This is a genomic window from Chromobacterium sp. W521, assembly GCF_052805975.1.
Map to the genome: position 1 here is coordinate 45,580 of NZ_JBRBAF010000012.1, position 23,102 is coordinate 68,681.

A 23,102-nucleotide genomic window follows, 5' to 3' on the forward strand; every position below is an offset into this window, starting at 1 on the left:
CGCGCCGGCCGGACCGGCGTCATGATGCAGTCAACAAGGAGAATGAGGATGGCAGTCAAACAAGGATTCATCCTGCTGGGCGCCGCGCTGGCTTTGGCCGGCACGGCCTCGGCCAAGGATTTGACGGTGATTTCCTACGGAGGCGCCAATAAGGACGCCCAGGCCAAGGCCTATTACGCGCCGTTCCAGAAGAGCGCCGGGCTCAAGCTGGTCAGCGGCGAGTACAACGGCGAAATGGCCAAGCTCAAGGCGATGGTGGACACCAAGAGCGTGTCTTGGGACGTTCTGGAGGTGGAGTCGCCGGAACTGGTGCGCGGCTGCGACGAGGGGCTGCTGGAACGGCTGGACTACGCGCGTATCGGCAATAAGGCGGACTTCGTGCCCGGCGCGGTTCAGCCCTGCGGCATCGGCATCTTCGTCTGGTCCACCGCGCTGGCCTACAACGCCGACAAGCTGAAGACCGCGCCGGCCGGCTGGAAGGACTTTTGGGATGTGAAGAAATTCCCGGGCAAACGCGGCCTGCGCAAGGGGGCCAAGGGAACCTTGGAAATCGCGCTGCTGGCCGATGGCGTGGCGGCCAAGGATGTTTATCCGGCGCTGGGCACGCAGGCTGGCGTGGACCGCGCCTTCAAGAAGCTGGATCAGCTCAAACCTCATATCCAGTGGTGGGAGGCCGGCGCCCAGCCGCCGCAATACCTGGCCTCAGGCGATGTGGTGATGAGCTCCGCCTTCAACGGCCGCATCGCGGTGGCGCGCAAGGAAGGCAAGAATCTGAAAGTGGTGTGGAACGGCAATCTCTACGACTTCGACTACTGGTCGATCCCCAAGGGCACGCCCAAGCGCGATCAGGCCTATCAGTTCATCGCCTTCGCCAGCAAGCCGGAAAACCAGAAGGTGTATTCGCAGAACATCGCCTACGGCCCCAGCAACAAGCGGGCGATTCCGCTGCTGGACAAGAGCGAGCTGCCGGATCTGCCCACCGCGCCGCAAAACATCAAGGACGCGCTGAAGATCAATCTGGAGTTCTGGGCCGATCACGCCGAGAGCCTGGAACAGCGTTTCAACGCCTGGGCGGCTAAATAAGCGCTCGTCCTTAATTTAGCGGAGGCCGCCTTCCGGCGGCCGTTTTGACGGAGTCCAAGCCATGACCGCTTCCTCGGTATCTCATTCCCGCGCGTCCGCGCCGGCCCCGCTGCCCCTGAAGGCGCGGCTGGCCCGGGCGGAGCGGCTGGGCAAGCTCAAGTCGCTGGCGTTGGTGGCGCCGCTGCTGTTGTTCCTGCTGCTGACCTTCATCGTGCCCATCGGCGCGCTGCTGCTGCGCAGCGTCGACAATCCGGAAGTGGCGGGCACGCTGCCGCGAACGGTACGGGCGCTGGCGGCTTGGGACGGCAAGTCGCTGCCGCCGGAAACGGCCTACCGCGCGCTCGTCGACGATGTGCGGCTGGCCAGCGAACAACAGACGTTGGGCGACTTGGGCAAGCGGCTGAACATGGAGGTGCCCGGTTATCGCAGCCTGTTGGGCAAAACCGCGCGCGCCTTGCCGCTGGAGCCGGCGCCGTCTTCGTTCAAGCAGGCGTTGACCGAGCTGGACGAGCGCTGGGGCGATCCGGCCTATTGGCTGGCGATACGCCGCAACCAGTCCGTCTACACCCCTTACTATCTGCTGGCGGCGCTGGACCACCGCATCGACGATCTGGGCGAAATCAGCCGCGCGATGCCGGACCAGGGCATCTATCTGAGCGTGTTCGCCCGCACCTTCTGGATGAGCCTGGTGGTGACCTCGCTCTGCCTGTTGCTGGCCTATCCCTTGGCCTATCTGCTGGCCAGCCTGCCCACCCGCCGCAGCAATCTGCTGATGATCATGGTGCTGCTGCCGTTCTGGACCTCGGTGCTGGTGCGGGTGGCCGCCTGGATCGTGCTGCTGCAGTCCGGTGGCCTGATCAACGCCGCCTTGTTGAGCCTGGGCCTGATCGAACAGCCGCTGCAGCTGGTGTTCAACCGCGTCGGCGTTTACATCGCCATGGTGCATATACTGCTGCCCTTCATGATTCTGCCGATTTACAGCGTGATGAAGGGCATCTCTCCCAGCTATCTGCGCGCGGCGGTCTCGCTGGGCTGCCATCCCTTCGCCAGCTTCTGGCGGGTGTACGCGCCGCAGACCGTGGCCGGCGTGGGCGCCGGCTGCCTGCTGGTGTTCATCCTGTCCATCGGCTACTACATCACCCCGGCCTTGCTGGGCAGCCCCAACGACCAGATGGTCAGCTATTTCGTCGCCTTCTACACCAACACCACCATCAACTGGGGCATGGCCACCGCGCTGGGCGGCCTGTTGCTGGCGGCCACCTTGTTGCTGTACGCGGTCTACCACCGGCTGGTGGGCAGCGAGCGGTTGCGGCTGGGCTAAACCGCTTCCTGGCATTGCTTGAATCAAACCCAAATCGTGGAGAGCTAAACCCATGCCAAGCCATCACACTTTGCCGGAAGAGCGGCTGTGGTTTTACCTGCATCGCTTGCTGGGCGGCCTGACGCTGCTGTTCCTGGTGCTGCCGGTGCTGGTGATCATCCCCTTGTCCTTCAACGGCAGCGCTTTTCTGGTTTATCCGCTCAACGGGTTCTCCCTGCGCTGGTATCAGGAGTTCTTCTCCTCGGCGGAATGGATGCGGGCCTTACAGAACAGTCTGATCGTCGCGCCGTTGGCCACCGTGCTGGCGATGACTCTGGGCACGCTGGCCGCCATCGGGCTGACCCGCGCCGAGTTTCCCGGCAAGGGCCTGCTGATGGCGGTATTGATCTCGCCCATGGTGGTGCCGGTGGTGATCGTCGGTGTGGCCGGCTATTTGTTTTTCGCGCCCTTGGGCATGGACAACAGCTATCTGACGCTGGTGCTGCTGCACGCGGCGCTGGGCGTGCCCTTCGTGGTGATCACCGTCAGCGCCACGCTGCAGGGCTTTAACCGCAATCTGGTGCGCGCCGCCGCCAGCCTGGGCGCGTCGCCGCTGCGGGTCTTCTTCAAGGTGACTTTGCCGCTGATTGCGCCGGGTGTGATTTCGGGCGCGCTGTTCGCCTTCGGCACCTCCTTCGACGAGGTGGTGGTGACGTTGTTTGTCGCCGGGCCGGGGCAGGCGACACTGCCGCGGGCGATGTTTGGCGGCATCCGCGAAAACCTCAGCCCCGCCATCGCCGCTGCGGCCACGCTCTTGATCGGCTTTTCAGTGCTGATGCTGCTGACGCTGGAGTGGCTGCGCGGCCGTTCCGAGCGGCTGCGCAGCCGGCCGGCGGGCTAACGGGGGCTTGGCCCTACTTTTGGAGGGGTTGAAATTCGGCCAGTGTGCCGCACACTAGCGGAGTCACTCACCCTGAACCCAAATAAGGAATTCCCACATGGCTACCGTTACTTTGCGCGGCAATCCCGTTGAAGTGGCCGGCGCGCTGCCGGCCAAGGGCCAGCAAGCCCCGGCGCTGACCCTGACCTCCGCCGACCTGGCCGAAGTCAAACTGGACAACTACGCCGGCAAGAACAAGGTGCTGAACATTTTCCCCAGCGTGGACACCCCCACCTGCGCGATGTCGGTGCGTAAGTTCAACGAGCGCGCCGCCAAGCTGGCCGACACCGTGGTGCTGTGTGTTTCCGCCGACCTGCCGTTCGCTCAGAAGCGCTTCTGCGGCGCAGAAGGCATCGAAAATGTGGTCACCCTGTCCACTTTCCGCAACCCGCAGTTCGCCGCCGACTACGGCGTCAAGCTGGCTTCCGGCCCGCTGGCCGGCCTGACCGCCCGCGCGGTGGTGGTGCTGGACAAGGACAATAAGGTGTTGCACAGCGAGCTGGTGGCCGAGATCGGCGAAGAGCCGAACTACGACGCCGCGCTGGCCGTGCTGTAAGCTGCGCCGCCGCAGACAAAACCCGCCGACATCGCGTCGGCGGGTTTTTTTGCGCCCAGCCATGGGGGGCAGCATCCATGTCCTCGTGCAATGCTTCACGAAGCGCAGCAGACTTTGATCAGGTTCTTAGTAGGGTTTATTGGGCAGGAACTTGCCATCCAGAGTAATCACCGCACGCTCGCCGCCGTCCGGGTCTTCCACTTTGCGGATGTCCAGCTTGAAGTTGATGGCGCTGATGATGCCGTCGCCAAATTTCTCGTGCACCAGCGCCTTCAGCGTGGTGCCGTAGATCTGGATCATTTCATAGAAGCGGTAAATGGTGGGATCGGTGGGAATGCCGCCGGGAATGCTGCCGCGCAAGGGAATGGTTTGCAGCTGCAAGGCGTCGGCCGCGTTCAGGCCCAGCCGTTGGCAGACCAGCTCCGCGGCGGGCTTGGGCAGCGCATGCTGGCCCAGCACGGCGGCGGTGACATAGGCCAGGCTGAGGCCGGTGTCGGCGGCCACTTGCTCCCAGCTCAGGTCTTTCAAGGCCTTGGCGGCGAGGGCGCGTGCAGTCAGTTCTACACGGAGGTCCTGATGGATATTGGAGTGTTGCATGGGATGGTCCTTTCTTTGGGTTTGCGGGAGACGAGCCGCTTTCAGGCGGCGCGGGTGAGCGGAAAATCCTCGAGGGAAACGAAGCGCTGGCTGGCATGGTCCAGGGCCAGGACGGCGCCGGTTTCGATGTTGTAGACCCAGCCGTGCAGGGTCAGCCGGCCTTGGCGCGTCGCCAGCGCCACCGAAGGATGGGTTTTGAGGTTGGCCAGTTGGGCGATGACGTTTTCTTTCACCATGTCGTCCAGCCGCTGGCGGGCGTCGTCGTGCCGGCGTGCCGCGTTCACCACTTTGGCGGAGTCGGCGTGGCGCAGCCAGCCGGCCACCGCTGGCAGATGGTCCAGGCAATGACCGTTGGCGATCGCCGTCATCGCGCCGCAGTCGGAGTGGCCGCAGACCACGATGTCGGCGACGCCCAGCGCGGCCACCGCGTATTCCACCGAGGCGGTGACGCCGCCCGGTTCCGGCCCGTAGCAGGGAACGATGTTGCCGGCGTTGCGGATCACGAACAGTTCGCCGGGTTCTTGTTGCGTCAGCAGTTCCGGCACCACGCGGCTGTCCGAGCAGGTGATGAACAGCGCGCCGGGGGCCTGGCTGTCCGCCAGCTGGCGGAACAGCGCCGAACGTTGGGGATAGGCTTCCTGTTGGAATTTCAGAAAGCCGTCGATGAGGGCTTGCATGGCTTGCTCCTTGGCGGGGAAGGGATGCGCCAAGGATGAGGCTTTTTTTCTATAGGGTCCAAGACCGATATAAAATGGTTTCCATAATTATTTCCTATAGTTTGGGCGCATGATTCTTCGACATATCCGTTACCTGCAGGCCGTCGTCGAGCACGGCAACTTCACCCGGGCAGCCGAAGCGCTGCATGTCTCGCAGCCCACGCTGTCGCAGCAGATCAAGCAATTGGAAGAGACGGTGGGCGCGCAGTTGCTGGACCGCGGCGGGCGGACGGTGCGGCCAACCGACGCCGGCGCCGCTTATTTGGAATACGCGCGCCGCGCGTTGCGCGAGCTGGAGGCGGCGCGACGAGCCACCCGGGATGTCGGCGATTTGTCGCGCGGCAGCTTGCGGCTGGCGATGACGCCGACTTTTGCCAGCTACCTGCTGGGGCCGTTGGCGGCGCGGCTGCGCAGCCTCTACCCCGGCATTGAACTATGCGTGCGCGAGGCGACGCTGGATGCCATCGAGCTGGCTTTGCTGGAGGACGAGATCGACGCGGGTATCGCGTTCGATCAGGCGCGTTCGACGGAGATAGACGCGCGGCCGCTGTTCAGCGAAACCCTGGCCGTGGTGGTGGGCGACGGCCACCCATGGCGACGACAGGCGGAAGCGGTGGACGCCGAGGCTTTGGCGCAGACGCCCTGGGCGCTGTTGAGCGCGGATTTCGCCACCCGCGGCCATATCGATCGCTATTTCCGGGAATTGGGCCTGAAGCCGCGGATCGCGGCGCAGGCCAACAGCATCGGCGCGGTGATGGAAATCGTCCGCCACAGCGATTGCGCCACTATCCTGCCGCGGGCGATCACGCGGCGGCATCCGGAGCTGGGGGCAGTGGGATTGCAAACGCCGTTGCCGGCGCGCACGGCGGCGGTTCTGACGCGCAAGGCCGCGTACCGCAGCGCCGCTTTGCGGGCGTTTCTGCCGGTGCTGGATGCTTTGGGAGAGGAGTTGGAAGCCGAGGGCGGCGCGAGGCCGCCCGCGGCGGGAGCCGGCTGAGCGGCTCCCTAGAGGGGTTTAGGCTTGCTGGCCCGCCAGCTTGCCGCGCGGAGCGCTCTCGGCGGCTTCCATATTGGCTACCGCGTGGGCGTCATGCTCGGTGTCCAGATAACGCGTGCGCCAGCCGCTGTTGACACCCCAGTAGTAAAAGGCCAGAGATACCACCGCCACCACCGCCATGTCGGGGCCGTAGGGCAACAGGCCGATGCCGCCGAAGTCCTGGCTGCCGATGTAGGACAGCAGCGCCATCGTCGGCAGGTAGAGCACCATCCACAGCGCGCCTTTCAGTTCGCGGCCAAACTCCGGCCAGCCGGCGCGGGCTTGATACCAGAAGTACACCGGCAAGGCGGCCACGATCAGGAAGATGATCTCGCCGGTCAGCGGCCAGCGCGCCCAGTACAGCACCAGGGACGCGCAGACGAAGGCGAAGGGCGCGATCACGCTCAGGCCGGCCAGACGCAGCGGGCGGGGCAGGTCGGAAGCGCAGCGGCGCAGAGAGGCTACGCTGATCGGGCCGGTCAGGTAGGAAATCACGGTAGCCACCGAGATCACCGCCGCCAGCGTGCCCCAGCCGCGGAAGAAGAACAGGAACACGAAGGAGATGGCCAGGTTGAACCACATCGCCGGGCGCGGGATCTGGTACAGCGGATGAATGCGGCCGAAGATCTCCGGCATGGTGCCGTTGCGCTGCATGCCGTAAATCATGCGCGAGGTGGTGGCCATATAGGTGGCGCCGGTGCCGCTGGGGCTGACGAAGGCGTCGAAGTACAGCAGCAGCATCAGCCAGTTCAGGCCCAGCGCCATCGCCAGTTGGGCGAAGGGGGAGCTGAAGTTCAGTCCTTGCCAGCCGTGGGCCAGGTCCGCCGGCGACAGCGCGCCGATGAACGCCACTTGCAGCGCCACGTAAATCACCGCGGCCAGCAGGATGGAACCCACCACGCCGAAGGGCACGCTCTTGCCCGGATTGCGGGCTTCGCCGGCCAGGTTGATCGGGCTTTGGAAGCCGTTGAAGCTGAACACGATGCCGCTGGTGGCCACCGCCGTCATGACGCTGGCCCAGCCAAACGGGGCAAAGCCACCAGGGGTGTCGCCGCCCAGATTGCCGGGATGGAAGCCGCTGTAGATCAGTGCGCCCACGGTCAGCGCCGGCACGATCACTTTGAAGATGGTGATGGCGCTGTTGGCCTTGGCGAACAGGCGCACGCCCCAGTAGTTGAGCATGAAGTAGACGATGACCAGCAGCGCGGAAAGCATCAAGCCGGGCGGGGTCAACTCGCCGTTGGAAAACAGATGTTGGGCCCAGGCGTAAGGCCAGGAGCTCATGTATTGCACTGAGGCCTCGGCCTCGATAGGGATCACCGAGACAATGGCGATCCAGTTGGCCCAGCCGGCGATGAAGCCTAGCAGGGAACCATGGGAGTAGCGGGCGTAGCGCACCATGCCGCCGCTTTCCGGGAACATGGCGCCCAGTTCCGCGTAGCTGAGAGCGATGGAGAGGATGATCACCATGCCGACTATCCAGGCGACGATGGCGGCGGGGCCGGCGATCTGGGCGGCGTGCGCGGCGCCGAACAGCCAGCCGGAGCCGATGATGGAGCCCAGGCCGGTCAGCATCAGGGCAATGGGGCCGATATGGCGGGAGTGTTGCTGTGTCAAAGGTATCTCCTGTCTGAAAACCCGACGGCCCGGTAGAGTCAGTCCCGGACGCGGCGGGCAAGCGATGGGGACAAGTTCCGGCCACGACGCGCTCGCCCGGCCGTCCGGGGCGGAGGGCATGGCATGGAGAATGACGGCGTGCTGGATGCGCCGGCGCGGAGGGCGCCGGCGAGCTTGTCCCGGATGCCGGGTGGACCCGGTCTAATGTGCTCTTTTATAAGAGGGGGCTAATCTACCTTTGCTTTTCATTACGGTATGTAACGAAATGTACTCGCTAGCTTATTTCAAACATGACAAAAGATTGAAAGTGGCGAGGAAATGGGTGATCTATTGCGCGTTTAGGCGAATGGCAAGGGTTTAAATGGAATAAATGCTCTAGTAGTGATCCGGCGGCAATTTTCTGCCTAATTGACGCCGGCGAGGCGGCTAAGCCGGTTGTTGCAGCAGCCGCCAATCGGTTGCCGCAGCGGAAGGCGCGGGCTCGGCGTCCGGCGCGTCGATGCGGAACCAGCTCAGGGTCTGATTCAGATCCTGCGCCGCGGCGGCCAGGTGCTGCATCACCGGCGCGGCTTGCTGCATGTGCTGGTCGATGGCGGCGGCGAGGTGAGCCACCTCGTGACCGTGTTGGCGAATATCGCCGCCGGCGCGAGCCTGGGCGGCGCTGTGCTCGCGGATGTCGGCCATCAAGCGATTCAAGCGCTCCAGCCCCGTGTCCACTTGCAGCAGCGCCTGATCCAGCGCCTGTTGCGAGTCCAGCTTGTCGGCGCAGGCGTGGCCGGCTTGCTCCAGCGCGGCGTGCAGCGAGCCGGTGGCGCCCTCCACGCGGCCCAGCGCGTCGAAGATGCTGCCGGTGGCGGCGCGGGTGCGTTCCGACAGTTTGCGCACTTCGTCGGCCACCACGGCGAAGCCGCGGCCGCTTTCGCCGGCGCGCGCGGCCTCGATGGCGGCATTGAGCGCCAGCAGATTGGTTTGCTCGGCCACGTCGCGGATCAGCCCGCTGACGCCTGCGATGTCGTCCAGGCTGAGTTGAAGCTGACGCATTTCCATTTGCGCGCATCCCATATTGTCGGCAAGCGCCCGCATCGCCTCGGCGTTGAGCCGGCCCAGTTCGCGCGCGCGGCCGGTATCGTCCGCAGCTTGCCGGGTGTGGGCGTCCGCCTGTTGCAGATGGCCGGCCACGGTTTGGGCGCTGTCGGCCACCGCGTGGGCCGCCTCGTTGCTCAGCTTGGCCTTGGCGCTTTGCTGGCGGCTGGCATCGGCCACTTGCAAAGTCAGCAATTGCAGGCGCTGGCAGTCCCCGCCGCTGCGGCGGGCGTCGGCTTCCACCCGACGCAGCAAGTCGCTCAGTTTGTTCAGGAACTGATTCAGGCGGCCGGCGGTGGCGGCCAGTTCGTCGCGGCCCTGGGCCGGCAGCCGCATCGCCAGGTTGCCTTCTCCCAGCGCGTCGGCTGAAGCGGCCATTGCCTGCAACTGCCGCTTCAGCCGTCGCGCCAGCGCTAGCTGCATCGCCGCCACCACCAGGCTAGCCAGCGCCAACGGGCCAAGCGTCAGCCAGGCCAGGCTTTGCAAGGTATCTTGCAGTTGCGCCGTTTCCTGGGCCAGCCGTCCTTGTTCCTGCGCCTGTTGGCGGTCCAGCAAGGCCGCCAGCGGCTGCAAGCTTTGCTGCCAGGCTTGCTCCGGAATGGACAGCGCATCCTGGGGCGCGGTCTCGGCGATGGCCAGCGCGCTGCTCAGGTTGCGCTCGTAGTCCTGCCATAGCCGGCTTACGGCCTGACGAAAGGGAACGGCTTCACTGGCGGGCAGGCCGGCGGCGATGTCGCCGGTCAGGCGGGCCACGGCCAGGCTGGTGTCCCTCAGCCGAGCCGGGCTATCCGGCAGCAGAGGGTCCAGCCGCGACAGCTGCAACACGCCGGCCTTGAGCTGGTAGAGGCTGGCGCTCAATTGCTGACGCGCGCTGTGGCGGTCCACCGCGCGGGTCAGACCGCTCAGCTGCTGTCCGGTGAGGATGAGGGCCAGCGCCAGGCTGGCGAGGGTAAAGAAGATGGTCAGCCACAGGTGTTTGGCCAAAGTCATGATGATGTCGTGCGTTGCGATGCGAGAGAGCCGCAGTCTAGGCGCACAGGATGACGGCAGAATGACATGGGGATCAATTGTCCTGTTGAGAACCCTATTGCCGCGACCATTCTTTGCCGACGCTGCAAGGCGTTGCGGCTAAAATAGCCGGATTTGTCATTTAACTTGATTGTTGGCTTATGACTTTGCTATCCCCGGACCAGTTGGAACACGAGCTGTGGGCGTCCACGGAACTGCTGCGCGAGCAAGTGGACCTGTACGACTACAAGAACCACGTGTTCGGCCTGTTTGTGCTCAAGCGCCTGCACGATGTGTTCGTGGAGCGGGTTCAGGCGCGAATGGCGGCCGAGGGCATGAGCCGCAAGCGCGCCGACGGCGTGGTGCAGGAACAATACGGCGTCTACCCGCAGCACGCGCGCTGGCCCGGCCTGCAAGAGCGCAAGAAAGGCATAGGCGAGGCGTTGGACAAAGCGGTGGCCGCCATCGAGGAGCATCATCCGGCGCTGGCCGGGGTGCTCAGCGTTGCGCAATATCAGGGCCACAAGCGCTTGAGCGACGAGGTGCTGCACCCCTTGATGAACCATATCGGCGCGCTGAAGCTGGGCGACGCCGATCTGGAGGACCCGTCCCGCCTGGGCGAGGTCTGCGAAGGGCTGGTGCGCCGCTACGCGGCGGAGTCCGGCAAGCGCGGCGGCGCCTTTTCCACGCCGGCGCCGGTCAGTCAGTTGCTGCTGCGTTTGGCCGAGCTTCAGCCGGGCCAGAGCCTGTACGACCCCAGCTGCGGCGCGGCCGGCACCTTGCTAGACGCTTGGCGCATGATGAGCGCGCGGCCCGGTGGCCGCTTGCCGGACGGCCGGGTTGCGCTGGAGTTGTTCGGCCAGGAAAAACTGCCGGCCACTTGGGCCATGGCCAAGCTATGCGCTTATTTCCACGGTGTGGAGATGAGCCTGGAATTGGGGGATACCCTGGTGGCGCCCAAGCACCTGACCCCGGAAGGCTGGCTGCCTCGCTTCGACCGTATCGTCGCGCAACTGCCGTTCACGGTGAAAAACTGGTGGACTCCGCTGGAGGACGAGGCGGTGGAGCCGCCGCCCGCCGACGGCAAGAAGCGTCGCCGCAAGCGTCCGGCCGAGCCCAATTACAAGAAGCTGGCGGACGAGCATAAGCGCTTTGGCTATGGCATTCCGCCGCGCAGCTTTGGCGATTACGCCTTCGTTCAGCACGTATTGGCCACCTTGAAAGAGGATGGCCGCGCCGCGCTGGTGATGCCGCACGACGTGCTGTTCCGCGACGGCGACGAGGGCCGTATCCGCAACGGCCTGCTGTTTGGCAGCCAAGGCCAGTCCGGCGACCGCATCGAGGGGGTGATCGCCTTGCCGCCGGCCTTGTTCTACGGCTCCGGCATGCCCACCTGCGTGGTGGTGTTGAACAAGAATAAACCGGCGGGCCTGCGCAATAAGGTGATCATCGTAGACGCCAGCAAGGAGTTCGGCCGTGGCCGGGTGCAGAACACGCTGCGGCAAGAGGACATCGAGCATATTCTGCGCGCCTACCGCGCCGCGGTGGAGCAGGAGACGGAGGAGCCGGACTATCTGCGCCTGGTGGGGCTGCGCGAGATCAAGCAAGGCCACCGGGGCAATCTGAACGTACAGCGCTACTTCGCCCAGGATGAGGCGGCCGAGGTTGTGGACCCCGAGGCCTTGGCCACTGAGCTGGCCGCCTTGCAAGAGCAGGAACAGGCGCTGGACGCGCGGCTGGCGGCCTTCTTCACGGAAGAGCAGGGCTGGCGGGTGGAGGAGGGCGAGCTTGAGGGGTGCCTGGCCTTGACGGATGAAAAGCTGGAGTTGCTGTCTTGCCAGTACGCCGCCAAGCGCAAGCTGCGTCCTAGCGGCATCCAGGCCTTGCTCAACCGTGGCTACGGCACCCGACGCATGGGCAAGTGGAGCCCGCATCAATCGTTCAAACCCAGTCCGTTGGGCGTGATTCCCGGCAACTGGGAAGTGTGCAAACTGGGCGAACTGGCCGCGCCGCTGGAGGCCACCGCCGAAGGCGAACTATTGGAGGTTACCGAGGACGGCGGCTGGCGTCGGGCCGGAGAGGGCTTGGGCACGGCGCTGCCGCCCAACGCTTTCGTCTTCGATCCGGCGCGTTTGTATCAGGGCGCGCTGGCGCGCAACGCCGACGACGCCCCGGCGCTGGCCGCGGCGGACCAGAGGGCCTTCGCGCTGGACGAAGCCCGGATCTCGCCGGCTTTTCTGGAGTGCTACCGGCAGTCGGAAGGATGGCGCTTTTGTCTGGAGCGGCTGGGCGCGGCGGTGGAGGGGGCCGAGTTCGGTTTCGAGGCGCTGGCGGAAATCCCGCTGCCCGTGCCGCCGTTGAGCGAGCAACGCAAGCTGGTGGAGGAATGGGCGCGCCAGGACGAAGCCTTGCTTGCCCTGCAGCAGCGCCTGCTGCAATGGCAGGCGCGACGCGACGCGCTGTTGGCGCGCTTCCCGTCTGAAGACTGAGGGCCCTCCGGCCGCCGTTGCGACGGCGGCTTATTTCTGCCAGTAGGTTTTGACGTTGACGAACTCGTACAGGCCGAACTCGGACAGCTCGCGGCCATAGCCGGAGGATTTGACGCCGCCGAAAGGCAGGCGCAGGTCGGAGCTGGTATGGCGGTTGATGAACACGCTGCCGGCTTCGATCTGGCGCGCCAGCGCCCAGGCACGCTCCTTGTCCGCGCTGTAGATGCTGGCCCCCAGGCCGAACGGGGTGTCGTTGGCCAGCCGCAGCGCGTCGGCTTCGTCGCGCGCGCGTAAAATGCCGGCCACCGGGCCGAACACTTCCTCGTGGTAAACGCGGCAATCCGGGTTGACCCGGTCCAGCACCGTGGCCGGGTAGAAGAAGCCGGGGCTGGCCGGCATCTGCCCGCCCAGCCGCAGCTCGGCGCCGTGTGCAACGGCGTCAAGCACTTGGGCGTGCAGCGCTTCGCGCAGATCGGCGCGGGTCAGCGGCGACAAGGTGGTGGCGGGGTGGCGCGGGTCGCCGGCGCGCAGTTTGGCGGCTTCGGCGCAGAAGGCGTCAATGAACGCTTCGGCGATTTCCGGCACCACGATCATGCGCTTGGCCGCGTTGCAGCTCTGGCCCGCGTCGCGGAAGCGGGAGTTGGCCGCGTCCTGGGCCGCGGCGGCGACGTCGGCGTCGGCCAGCACGATGAAGGGGTTGCTGCCGCCCAGTTCCAGCACGGTTTTTTTCAGATGGCGGCCGGCCAGCGCCGCGATGGCGCGCCCGGTTTGAGTGGAGCCGGTGAAGGCCACCGCGTCGCACTGGCGGATGGCCTCTTCCACTTGATCATGATCTATCCAGGCAACGTCCAGCACGCTCAGGCCCGAGGCGCGCGCCAACTCCAGCAGACGCTGGGTGGATTGAGGAACCGACGGAGCCGGTTTCACCAGGCAGGCGTTGCCGGCCATCAGCGCCGGCACCGCGAAGCGCAGCACCTGCCAGATCGGATAATTCCACGGCATCACCGCCAGCACCGTGCCCAGCGGCTCGAAGGCCACGCCGCTGCGGCTGGCCTGAGTGGGGATGTCCAGCGAGGCCAGCAGTTCCGGCGCCAATTGAGCGTAGTAGCGGATCAACTGGGCGGATTTGTCGATTTCCGCCAGGCATTCCGCAGTGCGTTTGCCCACCTCCAGCGTGACCAGGCCGGCCAGTTCTTCCCGATGTGCCTGCAGTTGATCGGCCAGGCGCAGCAGCTGCGCGGCCCGTTCTGCCACGCTCAGCTCGCGCCAGTGGCGCTGTGCCTCGCGCAGTTGGGCGAGCGCGATGGACAGTTGGGCTTCCGGCCAGGCGGCGCGGGTGTAGACGACTTCTCCTGTGGCGGGGTTGCAGCTGGTAAAGGCGGTCATGACGTGCTGTATTGGTTTCAAACAAAGACACAATGTAGCAAAAATCCCCAGGCCCGGGGTGGGAGCGGCGTCAATTCCGCGGCGATTTGTCTTCTATATTTCTAATTTGAATAGAGTTTTGAATTTATAGTTCTTTAGGTTTTATGTGGCTTGCTTATAGACTGGTTCGCAATCGCCAAGCAGTGGCGTTGACGGACGGCGGGATTCAGAGGCAAGGCATGATTGAAATAGAAAATTTATACAAACATTACCGGGTGGACGGGCGCGAAGTGCCGGCCCTGGCTGACGTTAGCCTGAAGGTGGCCAAGGGAGAGGTGTTCGGCATCATCGGCCGTTCCGGCGCGGGCAAGAGCACCTTGGTGCGTTGTTTGAACCTGCTGGAGCGGCCAGACCGCGGCGCGGTGCGTTTGGGCGACACGGATCTGACCGCGCTGGACAGCCGGCAATTGCAACTGCGCCGTCAGCGCATCGGCATGGTGTTTCAGCATTTCAATCTGCTGAAATCGCGCACCGTGGCGGGCAATGTGCGCTTTCCGCTGGAATTGGCCGGCGGCGTGTCCGCCCCCGATATGGACGCCCGCGTCGAGGAGCTGCTCACCTTGGTGGGGCTATCCGGCCATCGCGACAAATACCCGGCGCAATTGTCCGGCGGCCAGAAGCAGCGCGTCGGCATCGCCCGCGCGCTGGCCAATCACCCGGAACTGTTGCTGTGCGACGAGGCGACCTCGGCGCTGGACCCGGAGACCACGGATTCCATTCTGACCCTGCTGGCCGACATTAATCGCCAGCTTGGCCTGACCATTGTGTTGATCACCCATGAGATGCGCGTGATCCGCCAATTGTGCGATCAGGTCGCGGTGCTGGACCACGGCCGCGTGGTGGAGCAGGGGCCGGTGCTGGACGTGTTCCTGCATCCGCGGCACGAGGTGACCCGCGGGCTATTGGCGGAAACCGGCTTGTATCATGAAGAAGCGCGCCAGACCTGGCAGCAGCGAGTGGGCGCGCCGCTGATCAAGCTGACTTTCGTTGGCGATCCCACCTTGCAGCCGGTGCTGGATGTGGTGGGCAAGGAGGCGGGCGCCCGCTTCAACCTGGTCAGCGGCACGCTGTCCGAGATCAAGGGCACGCCGTTTGGCCAATTGGTGGCCGGCGTGATCGAGTCGGAGGCTCCGCTGGAGAGCCTGCCTGAATTATTCGCCAGCCATGGCGTGCGTTGCGAGGTGTTGTGATGGAAGGTTTCGACTGGACTCAATTATTGAGCATGGACTGGTTGGAAATAGGCCAGGCCACGCTGGACACGCTGACCATGCTGGGCGCCTCGCTGTTGTTCACCGTGCTGTTCGGCCTGCCGCTGGGCGTGGTGCTGTACGTTAGCTCGCCGGGTCAATTGCTGTCGCGGCCGCGCTTGTACGCCACGCTGTCCTTCCTGGTCAATGTGTTCCGCTCCTTGCCCTTCGTGATTTTACTGATCGTGATGATCCCGCTGACGCTGAAGCTGGTGGGCACTTCGATAGGGGTGGCGGGCGCGATTCCGCCGCTGGTGGCCGGCGCCTCGCCCTTCTTCGCCCGACTGGTGGAAAACGTGCTGCGCGAAGTGGACCGGGGGGTGATCGAGGCCAGCCAGTCCATGGGCGCCAGCCTGGGTCAGATCGTGCGCCATGTACTGCTGCCGGAGGCCTTGCCGGGCCTGGTGGGCGCGGCGACGGTGACCACCGTGGCGTTGGTGTCCTACACCGCGATGTCCGGCGTCATTGGCGGCGGCGGCCTGGGGGATTTGGCGGTGCGCTACGGTTATCAGCGTTTTCAGACCGAGGTGATGGTGGTGACCGTGGTGTTGCTGCTGTTGCTGGTGCAGTTGATACAGAGTTTCGGCGACCGGCTGGTGCTGCGCTGTCAACGCGGCTGAGCGCTCTGCGCTGCGGCCGCATCGAAAACCCAAGAGATTTGAACCCAACACTGTGTTGAATAGAGGAAATCGCATCATGAAAAAGAATATCGCTCGCTTCGCCTTTACCGCCGTAACCGCGCTGTGGGGCGCGCAGGCGCTGGCCGCAGACCTGGTGACCGTCACCGTGGCGGCGTCCCCGGTGCCGCACGCGGAAATCCTGGAAGCGTTGAAGCCTACCCTGGCCAAGCAAGGGGTCAAGCTGGAGGTGAAGGTGTTCAACGACTACGTGCAGCCCAATCTGCAAGTGTCCGAGAAGCGGTTGGACGCCAACTTCTTCCAGCACATTCCCTATCTGGACAAGTTCAACAAGGATCGAGGCACCAAGCTGGTCGTGGCCAGCAAGCCGGTGCATATCGAGCCGTTTGGCGCTTACTCCAGCAAGTTCAAAAAAGTGGCGGACCTGCCCAAGGGCGCGACCGTGGCCATTCCCAACGATCCGACCAACGCCGGCCGCGCTTTGCTGCTGCTGGATCAGGGCGGCGTGATCAAGTTGAAGGACCGCAATAACCTGTACCCGACGGTGAAAGACATCACGTCCAACGCTAAACAGGTGAAGATCAAGGAACTGGAAGCCGCCACGCTGCCGCGCGTGCTGCCGCAGGTGGACCTGGCGCTGATCAACGCCAACTACGCGTTGGAAGCCAAGCTCAATCCCAAGCGCGACGCTTTGTTCATCGAGACCACTTCGCCGTACGCCAACCTGCTGGTGGCGCGCGCCGACAACAAGGACAGCGTGGGTGTGAAGAAGCTGGCCGCTGCGCTGGCCAGCCCGGAAGCGCGCAAATTCATCGAGAGCAAGTACCAAGGCGCGGTGATCCCGGCGTTCTGAGAACCTGTTTACGATCGGCTGAGCGTCAGCGATACAGCGTTGAAACCGTCCTCAGAATGCTCATGTACCGTATGGACATGCCGCTTCTTCAGCCGTTTTCGCCTTGTCTCGCTCTTGCTCGCGAGATCGTGAATATCTGGTTTTAATCGACAAAGCCCCGCAGAGCGGGGCTTTGTCTTGTTTGCCAACAGGCTTGAAGCTGTTCTCGTCTTGTCTCGCCCTTGCTCGCGAGGCGTTGAACAGGCACTCAGGCGCCGGCGATATCGGCCGGTTTCTCTCCGGTCAGGAAATAGCGGATGGTTTCGCTGACACTGCGCATCGCGTCGCCGAAAGGCAGCGGATCGGCGCCTCGGAAAAACAGCCCCTTGCTCACTTCACCGCGGAAGGCCGCCGCGAGTTTGAGATCGATGCAGAACTGCCCCATCTTGGCCACGCCGTCGCGCAGGCCGCAGGCGCTCAGGCAATTGAGGCTTTGAGTGCAGCGCGCCGGGTCGGCTTTGGCGTTGGCCTGCAAGATGGTCTCGCGCTTCAGATAGCTTTTCAGGAAGGGCGTCAGCACCCCGCGCGCCGGAAGGCCGGCCACGCTCATGAATTCGGCGATGTCTTCCGGCTTGGCCTCCGCCAGCGTGCGCTTGAAGTTATCGTGCGCGTCGCCCTCGCGGGTGACGGCGAAGGCGGTGCCAATCTGCACCGCGGATGCGCCGAAGTCCTGGATGCAGGCTTTCATCTTCTCAAAGCTGTTGACGCCGCCGGCAACGATCAGCGGGATGCGCTCGCTCTCCAGTTGCAGGCTTTTGAACAGCTGTCGGGTTTCGTCCAGCACTTTCTGGAAGCTGAAGCGTTCGGCGTCCAGTTCGGCAAGGCTGGCCGCGCCCAGGTGGCCGCCGGCGTGTTTGGGGTGCTCGATGACGATGGCGTCCGGCAGCCGTCCCTTCTTCATCCAGCGCTTGAGCACGATGCCGATGCCGCGCGCCTCGGACAGGATGGGGATCAAGGCCACCTTGGGAAAGCCCGAGGTCATCTCCGGGAGGTCCAGCGGCAGGCCCGCGCCCATCACCACCGCTTCCGCGCCGGATTCGCAGGCTTGACGCACATAGTCCGGATAAGAGGCCACGGCCTTCATCACATTGACCGCCACCATGCCGCGGCCCTGAGCGTAGGTCAAAGCGCCCTTCACTTCGCGATCCAGCGCAATCAGGTTGAGACGATCGAGTTCGGCCTGGCCGCGCGCGTATTGCGATTGCTCGACCAGATCGGCGTGAAGGTGGCGCAGGTCAACGCTGGCCACAGTGCCCAGCGCGCCCTCGCGAGCGACGTGGCCGGCCAGGCTTTTGGCGGAGACGCCTATGCCCATTCCGCCTTGCACGATGGGAAGCAGAGCGCGTTGCCCTATCTGCAAGGGAGCGTAGAGCGGGGAATTTGTGGTCATTTAGCAACGATGCGGGTACGGGTGAATAACTAGGCAATCGTAGGCGCGGCAGGGTCTAAGAGTCTTTGCTCTAGAGCAAAAAACGAACGATCAGGTGCTTTTTAATTAAAGAAAATATTGATTCTTCAATGACTTGAGTATTTGCATGTCTTGCATAAGAAAGTGCAAGCTTTTGATTTTAGTAAGGATATTTCTAAGGCGATTGTTATTGGCTTTCTTGTTATGTTTATGTCATTTTATTTTGGTGAAAAATGGATTGCATAGGCTTTTTTTCATCAACCGTCAAAAGGGGCTAGTAACAAACCGCTAGCACATCTTTCAACTCCATTTCCTGGCCATTTTGTCAGATTTCGCTGTGGAAACCAGCACTTACATTGCCCCTGCGGTTAGAAAAATGGATCAGGAGATAGTTATGGCGCGTTTTTTTCCTATCAAGCTGGGCAATACGTCGGTCAGTAGAGTCAATGGAACCAATCGGGAGACGGACTTGCTGAAATTCCGACATCATATTTTTAGGGAGAGGCTGCATTGGGTGGCGCCAAGCGCCGATGGTTTGGACCGCGATGAGTACGATGATTTTTCCGACAATCTCGCTGTTCAGGACAGCCATGGGGTAGTGGGGTCTGTACGCCTGACCCATGGTTCGCACCCTTTTATGATAGAGAGGGAGTTTTCCCGATTATTGGCCTCGGGAGAGAAAATCCTGAAAGGGGAGAAAGCGGCGGAGATTACCCGCTTTGCGGTTGACAAACACATCTCGCCGCAGCAAATGAGAGTAGTCGGACGCTTACTTTATTTGAGTCTGCTGGAATGGTCGCAGCTGCGGGGCATCGAACGCATGTATTTCGTGGTTGAGCCTGTTTTTTACCGACATATCGTTCGGATGGGTTTCCCTGTGGTGCCGGTGGGCGTCCCCATGCATCTGGATGGCGGCGTGCTGTCCATGGCCGGCTATGTGGATTGGCCCCAGGCGGAGCCTGAGTTCATCCTGGGATTGCGGAAGGGCATTGAGGCGCCAAAGGAACGAGTTGGCGCTTGGCGGGAGTTTGAAGCGCAATACACCTCGATGCCGCATCTGATTTGACACGCTTAAGCTAAGGGCCGCTGACGACAAGGCCGGGAGGCGGCAAAAGATGCATGCCTAGCACAATGGCGTGAGTTCGATTGTTGGCGTTCAGCTTGCGGATGACGTTGGCGACGTGGAATTTCACCGTACGTTCGCTGATGTCCAGGATGGTGGCAATTTCCCAATTGGTCTTGCCGCGGCTCATCCAGTGGAAAATATCGTATTCCCGTTGGGACAAGGGCATGGAGCTGGGGGTCGCCGGCGGCAAGTTCGCTACGCGTACCGCAGCTTGATGCAAATGGGGCGTCAGGCAGTCCAGCATGGCCACTAGATTGCTGTCGTGGATGGTTTCACTGCCGCTCAGCGAGAAAATGCAGCCGAGGTTGTTTCGTTGCGATACCGCGCTAAAGCTCAAACCATCGCCTAAACCGACGGATGAGGCTTCAGCAATGAATTTCTTCTCATCTTTACCCTTTGCGCGGCTGAACCTGTCGTTCCACGAGACAGGCCCCTGACCTAGGTGAATGCGAAGAATGGGATCGCATTGCGAGTAGTTTTCCTTCATGTATTGCTCGGTCCACTCAACCGGGTAACTGACGTTCAACACGCGTTCCAGGCGCTGGATCTGCTGTTGTTGGTTGACTCGACCCAAAGCCAGAACAATGTGCTCGGAAGGCGCCTGGCTGATGATGACGTCAAGGAAAGCCCTGAGCTCGGCTTCGGTTTCGATTTGTCCGGCAAGGTGAATCCATTCCAGCAATGTCCATTGCTGACTCGCGGACAAACCGCTGGGCAGCGGCCGTGCTATCGCGGAATTTGAGATGACCATGAGCAAATCTTTCTTGATCTTGTGGTTTTACGCTGCTGGATAGTAGCCCACATGCAAAAGGCATGGGAAGCGCTAACTCCTTGTTCTGGTGCCAAGAACAGCGACTGTTGCATTCGTCGCCGACATTATAACAAATTGCCTGTCCAAAAATCCGTAAGTAGAAATAATTATATTGATCAATGACTTATTTGGTGCTAATGGACGAGGGGAAAACAGGGGGGAAAGTTGGGGCGTCATAAAGGGAGGCGGCTGGACACCCCGGGAAAACTGGACCTTCTGTCAGTGCTCCCGATAACTGAAGCGCTGGAACAAAGGCGCGATCTCTTCTACCAGTTCCGGCGCGGGCCAGCCGGCGGGGGCGGGGGGAAACGCGGCGGATGGAGGCGGGCGAAGGCGCTGCCAGTGATAATGGGCGACGCCCAGCGCCGCCAGCCGCCGTGCCAGCGCCGTCAGTTGGGCCTCACTGTGCCAGTGAGGATTTATGCTACTGCGACATTCAAAATTGATGTTGTTTTGCAACAGACAGAGTAGCGCGGCTTCTGCTTGTTCGCCGCTGCGCGACAGGCTGGTCAGTGCCGGGTAGGCGCCAAAATCGGTCTTGATGTCCAGGCCCACCCAATCGAGAAAAGGCAGAACGCGCTGCAGGCGCTGTGGATAAGCGCCGCCGGTGTGGAGGCCGGTGGCGAAGCCCAGCGCGCGGGTTTGTTCCAGCAGAGCCGGCAACGCCGGCTCCTGCAGCGGTTCGCCGCCGGAGAACACCACGCCGTCTAGCAAGCCGACCCGGCTTTGCAGCCAGCGTAGAATCTCCGGCCAGCGGGTTTCGCCGTTCCGGCGTTGCAGCAGGTGCGGGTTGTGGCAATAGCCGCAGCGCCAGGGGCAGCCGGCGATGAAGACCACCGCGCATAACTTGCCCGGCCAGTCGCAGCTGGAGAATGGCGTGAGCCCGCCGATGCGGGCTGCTGCGGGGTCAGCGGGCAGCATCTTCACTGAAGCAGACCCGTTCGTCGAATTCTCCTCGCTTGCCGATATTGAAGGACTGCACTGGGCGGTGATAGCCCATCACGCGGGTCCAGATTTCGCAGCGGGTACGTTGCTCGTCATGGAGGGGTGCGGCGTCTTGGCCGGGGAGGCGGGTGGGAGGAGTCACGGGCTTTTCCTTTCTTAACAGGGCTTATGAAGACTGGCGCGCCAGCAGTTCCGCGTCGCAGCGCGGGCAGAATTCGTGATGGCCGGACAGATAACCGTGCTTGGGGCAGATCGAGAAGGTGGGGGTCACCGTGATATAAGGCAGGCGGAAGCGGGACAGCGCGCGCCGCACCAGTTCGCGGCAGGCGTCGGCGCTGCTGACCGCCTCGGTCATATAAAGGTGCAGCACGGTGCCGCCGGTGTATTTGCGTTGCAGCAGTTCCTGGCGTTGCAGGGCCTCGAACGGGTCGTCGGTGAAGCCCACCGGCAATTGGCTGGAGTTGGTGTAATAAGGATGAGCGTCGCTGCCGGCTTGCAGGATGCCGGGATAGCGTTTGCGGTCTTCCTTGGCGAAGCGGTAGGTGGTGCCTTCCGCCGGGGTGGCTTCCAGGTTGTACAGATGCCCGGTGCTCTCCTGGAACTCGACCATGCGCTGGCGGATGTGGTCCAAGTAGTCGCAGGCCAGCTGGTGGCCCTCGTCGCTGGTGATGTCGATGCGATCGGCGCTGAAGTTGCGGATCATTTCATTGATGCCGTTGACGCCTATGGTGCTGAAATGATTGCGCAGCGAGCCCAGGAAGTGGCGAGTGTAAGGGTAGAGGCCGTCGTCGATGCGTGCTTGCACTTCGCTGCGCTTTTTCTCCAAGGCGTCGCGGGACAGTTCCAGCAAGCGGTCGGTTTCGGCCAGCAGCGCGGCGTAGTCGCCGGCGAAGCGGTGGCCCAGACGCGCGCAATTGATGGTGATCACGCCGACGGATCCGGTTTGCTCGGCGCTGCCGAACAAGCCGTTGCCGCGTTTGAGCAGTTCCCGCAAGTCCAGTTGCAGCCGGCAGCACATACTGCGCACCATCTGCGGCTCCAGGTCGGAGTTCACGAAGTTCTGGAAATAGGGCAGGCCGTATTTGGCGGTCATTTCGAACAAGAGGTCGGTATTCTCGCCGTGCCAGTCGAAGTCGCGGGTGATGTTGTAGGTGGGGATGGGGAAGGTGAAGGAGCGCCCCTTGGCGTCGCCGGCCAGCATCACTTCGATGTAGGCGCGGTTGATCATCGCCATTTCGCGTGCGCAATCGCCGTAGCGGAACGGCATTTCCTCTCCGCCCAGCACCGGAATCTGCTCGGCGATGTCGTCCGGGCAGGTCCAGTCGAAGGTCAGGTTGGTGAACGGGGTTTGGGTGCCCCAGCGGCTGGGCACGTTGAGGTTGTAGATCAGTTCCTGGACGCACTGGCGCACGTCGGCGTAGCTCAGCCCGTCTTTTTTGACGAAGGGGGCCAGGTAGGTGTCGAAGGAACTAAACGCCTGGGCGCCGGCCCACTCGTTTTGAAGGGTGCCGAGGAAGTTGACGATTTGGCCGCAGGCGGAAGACAGATGGCGCGGCGGCGCGGATTCCACCTTGCCGGGAATGCCGTTGAAGCCATTTTGCAACAGGGTGCGCAGCGACCACCCGGCGCAGTAGCCTGACAGCATGTCCAGATCGTGGATGTGCAGATCCCCCTGGCGGTGGGCCATGGCAACTTCCGGCGCCAGCACCCGCTCCAGCCAGTAATTGGCGGTGAGCTTGCCGGCGATGTTGAGGATCAGGCCGCCCAGGCTGTAGCCCTGGTTGGCGTTGGCGTTGACCCGCCAGTCGGCCCGGTCCAGATATTCGTCGATCGCGGAGATGGCATCCACCATGGCGGTGGGCGCGGAAGCTGTGCTCATTGCTATATCTAGTGAAGTTATTGAATGGTTTGCACTATAAATTGTGTTTTGTGGCCTGTGTGGCTGAGGTGGCGATAACTTGACGCGGATCAAGTGCGGCGCTTTTGGGCGACGGCGGCGCTTGCCTGGTGGGGGGAAATAGGTCGTGGAGTGCGATTATCGTGTTGTTTGCGGCGACGCATGGCTTATGCTGGATGGGTGCCGTCGTGCTGCCGATGCCGCTCCGCGGCGATCATCGTTGCCCCTGCGGCATATTGTTGCCAACTTGATGCTGTTTCATTGAGTCTGTTGCAACAAACTCATGGC

The 23,102-nt window shown here is 63.0% G+C and carries 18 protein-coding genes and 2 pseudogenes; 11 read left to right on the forward strand and 9 right to left on the reverse strand.

Annotated features, from left to right (window positions below):
* Nucleotides 1–48 precede the first annotated feature (48 nt).
* The 4 genes from ACUXV1_RS18630 to tpx all read left to right on the forward strand — a co-directional run bounded on the left by ACUXV1_RS18630 (nt 49) and on the right by tpx (nt 3,879).
* Entirely contained in the window at nt 49–1,083 is a 1,035-nt protein-coding gene (locus ACUXV1_RS18630; RefSeq protein WP_205208360.1) for an ABC transporter substrate-binding protein, read from the forward strand.
* Nucleotides 1,084–1,144: 61 nt separating this feature from the next.
* Complete coding sequence (locus ACUXV1_RS18635; RefSeq protein ID WP_043636286.1) at nt 1,145–2,404, forward strand: ABC transporter permease; 1,260 nt, start codon at nt 1,145–1,147, stop codon at nt 2,402–2,404.
* Between the two features lie 52 nt (nt 2,405–2,456).
* Nucleotides 2,457–3,284, forward strand: a complete 828-nt coding sequence (locus ACUXV1_RS18640; RefSeq protein ID WP_081555076.1) for an ABC transporter permease — start codon at nt 2,457–2,459, stop codon at nt 3,282–3,284.
* 97 nt (nt 3,285–3,381) lie between these two features.
* Entirely contained in the window at nt 3,382–3,879 is a 498-nt protein-coding gene (tpx, locus tag ACUXV1_RS18645; protein ID WP_043636279.1) for a thiol peroxidase, read from the forward strand.
* Between the two features lie 126 nt (nt 3,880–4,005).
* Here tpx and cynS read toward each other — a convergent pair whose 3' ends face one another.
* The gene (gene cynS / locus ACUXV1_RS18650; RefSeq protein ID WP_043636276.1) at nt 4,006–4,476 is read right to left on the reverse strand and encodes a cyanase; all 471 of its coding nucleotides are present in this window, start codon (nt 4,474–4,476) and stop codon (nt 4,006–4,008) included.
* 41 nt (nt 4,477–4,517) lie between these two features.
* Nucleotides 4,518–5,153 (reverse strand): carbonic anhydrase, encoded by a 636-nt coding sequence (locus tag ACUXV1_RS18655; protein ID WP_203391160.1) that lies wholly within the window; start codon nt 5,151–5,153, stop codon nt 4,518–4,520.
* Between the two features lie 109 nt (nt 5,154–5,262).
* Here ACUXV1_RS18655 and cynR point away from each other — a divergent pair, with 109 nt between their 5' ends.
* Nucleotides 5,263–6,189: a transcriptional regulator CynR gene (gene cynR, locus ACUXV1_RS18660; protein WP_446016197.1), complete on the forward strand. Its 927-nt coding sequence runs from the start codon at nt 5,263–5,265 to the stop codon at nt 6,187–6,189.
* Between the two features lie 18 nt (nt 6,190–6,207).
* On the opposite strand, the gene ACUXV1_RS18665 is transcribed toward cynR, so the two are convergent.
* Together ACUXV1_RS18665 and ACUXV1_RS18670 are read right to left on the reverse strand one after the other, a co-directional pair.
* A complete protein-coding gene (locus ACUXV1_RS18665) occupies nt 6,208–7,845 on the reverse strand; it encodes an APC family permease (protein ID WP_446016196.1) in 1,638 nt (545 codons plus the stop codon).
* A gap of 426 nt (nt 7,846–8,271) precedes the next feature.
* Entirely contained in the window at nt 8,272–9,918 is a 1,647-nt protein-coding gene (locus tag ACUXV1_RS18670) for a methyl-accepting chemotaxis protein (protein WP_446016195.1), read from the reverse strand.
* 179 nt (nt 9,919–10,097) lie between these two features.
* On the opposite strand from ACUXV1_RS18670, the gene ACUXV1_RS18675 reads away from it, so the two are divergent.
* On the forward strand, nt 10,098–12,425 hold the full coding sequence (locus tag ACUXV1_RS18675; RefSeq protein WP_446016194.1) for an N-6 DNA methylase: 2,328 nt from the start codon (nt 10,098–10,100) through the stop codon (nt 12,423–12,425).
* A gap of 30 nt (nt 12,426–12,455) precedes the next feature.
* Here the strand turns inward: ACUXV1_RS18675 and ACUXV1_RS18680 are convergent, their stop codons facing one another.
* Nucleotides 12,456–13,811: an aldehyde dehydrogenase family protein gene (locus ACUXV1_RS18680; protein WP_081555081.1), complete on the reverse strand. Its 1,356-nt coding sequence runs from the start codon at nt 13,809–13,811 to the stop codon at nt 12,456–12,458.
* 218 nt (nt 13,812–14,029) lie between these two features.
* Between ACUXV1_RS18680 and ACUXV1_RS18685 the strand changes: the two are divergent.
* From ACUXV1_RS18685 to ACUXV1_RS18700, 4 genes and pseudogenes are all read left to right on the forward strand, one after another.
* Nucleotides 14,030–14,761 (forward strand): annotated as a pseudogene (locus ACUXV1_RS18685) (methionine ABC transporter ATP-binding protein); the annotation flags it as partial.
* A 45-nt stretch (nt 14,762–14,806) separates the two neighbouring features.
* Nucleotides 14,807–15,040 carry an NIL domain-containing protein gene (locus ACUXV1_RS18690; RefSeq protein ID WP_332087002.1) on the forward strand — a complete coding sequence of 78 codons (234 nt, stop codon included), beginning with the start codon at nt 14,807–14,809 and terminating at the stop codon, nt 15,038–15,040.
* Nucleotides 15,040–15,717 carry a methionine ABC transporter permease gene (locus ACUXV1_RS18695; protein ID WP_019104597.1) on the forward strand — a complete coding sequence of 226 codons (678 nt, stop codon included), beginning with the start codon at nt 15,040–15,042 and terminating at the stop codon, nt 15,715–15,717. Before ACUXV1_RS18690 ends, ACUXV1_RS18695 begins: the two co-directional genes overlap by 1 nt.
* A 76-nt stretch (nt 15,718–15,793) precedes the next feature.
* The gene (locus ACUXV1_RS18700; protein WP_446016193.1) at nt 15,794–16,588 is read left to right on the forward strand and encodes a MetQ/NlpA family ABC transporter substrate-binding protein; all 795 of its coding nucleotides are present in this window, start codon (nt 15,794–15,796) and stop codon (nt 16,586–16,588) included.
* Nucleotides 16,589–16,835: 247 nt separating this feature from the next.
* Here the strand turns inward: ACUXV1_RS18700 and ACUXV1_RS18705 are convergent, their stop codons facing one another.
* Nucleotides 16,836–18,017 carry an NAD(P)H-dependent flavin oxidoreductase gene (locus ACUXV1_RS18705; RefSeq protein ID WP_194427068.1) on the reverse strand — a complete coding sequence of 394 codons (1,182 nt, stop codon included), beginning with the start codon at nt 18,015–18,017 and terminating at the stop codon, nt 16,836–16,838.
* Between the two features lie 355 nt (nt 18,018–18,372).
* Between ACUXV1_RS18705 and ACUXV1_RS18710 the strand changes: the two genes are divergently transcribed.
* Nucleotides 18,373–19,101, forward strand: a complete 729-nt coding sequence (locus tag ACUXV1_RS18710; protein WP_194427067.1) for an acyl-homoserine-lactone synthase — start codon at nt 18,373–18,375, stop codon at nt 19,099–19,101.
* Nucleotides 19,102–19,111: 10 nt separating this feature from the next.
* Here ACUXV1_RS18710 and ACUXV1_RS18715 read toward each other — a convergent pair whose 3' ends face one another.
* From ACUXV1_RS18715 to ACUXV1_RS18725, 3 genes and pseudogenes are all read right to left on the reverse strand, one after another.
* Complete coding sequence (locus tag ACUXV1_RS18715) at nt 19,112–19,912, reverse strand: helix-turn-helix transcriptional regulator (protein ID WP_114153105.1); 801 nt, start codon at nt 19,910–19,912, stop codon at nt 19,112–19,114.
* 279 nt (nt 19,913–20,191) lie between these two features.
* Nucleotides 20,192–20,893, reverse strand: coding sequence for an anaerobic ribonucleoside-triphosphate reductase activating protein (locus ACUXV1_RS18720; RefSeq protein ID WP_446016192.1), 702 nt, complete (start codon nt 20,891–20,893; stop codon nt 20,192–20,194).
* Nucleotides 20,880–22,796: pseudogene (locus tag ACUXV1_RS18725) on the reverse strand (ribonucleoside triphosphate reductase). Before ACUXV1_RS18725 ends, ACUXV1_RS18720 begins: the two are co-directional and overlap by 14 nt.
* Between the last annotated feature and the right edge of the window lie 306 nt (nt 22,797–23,102).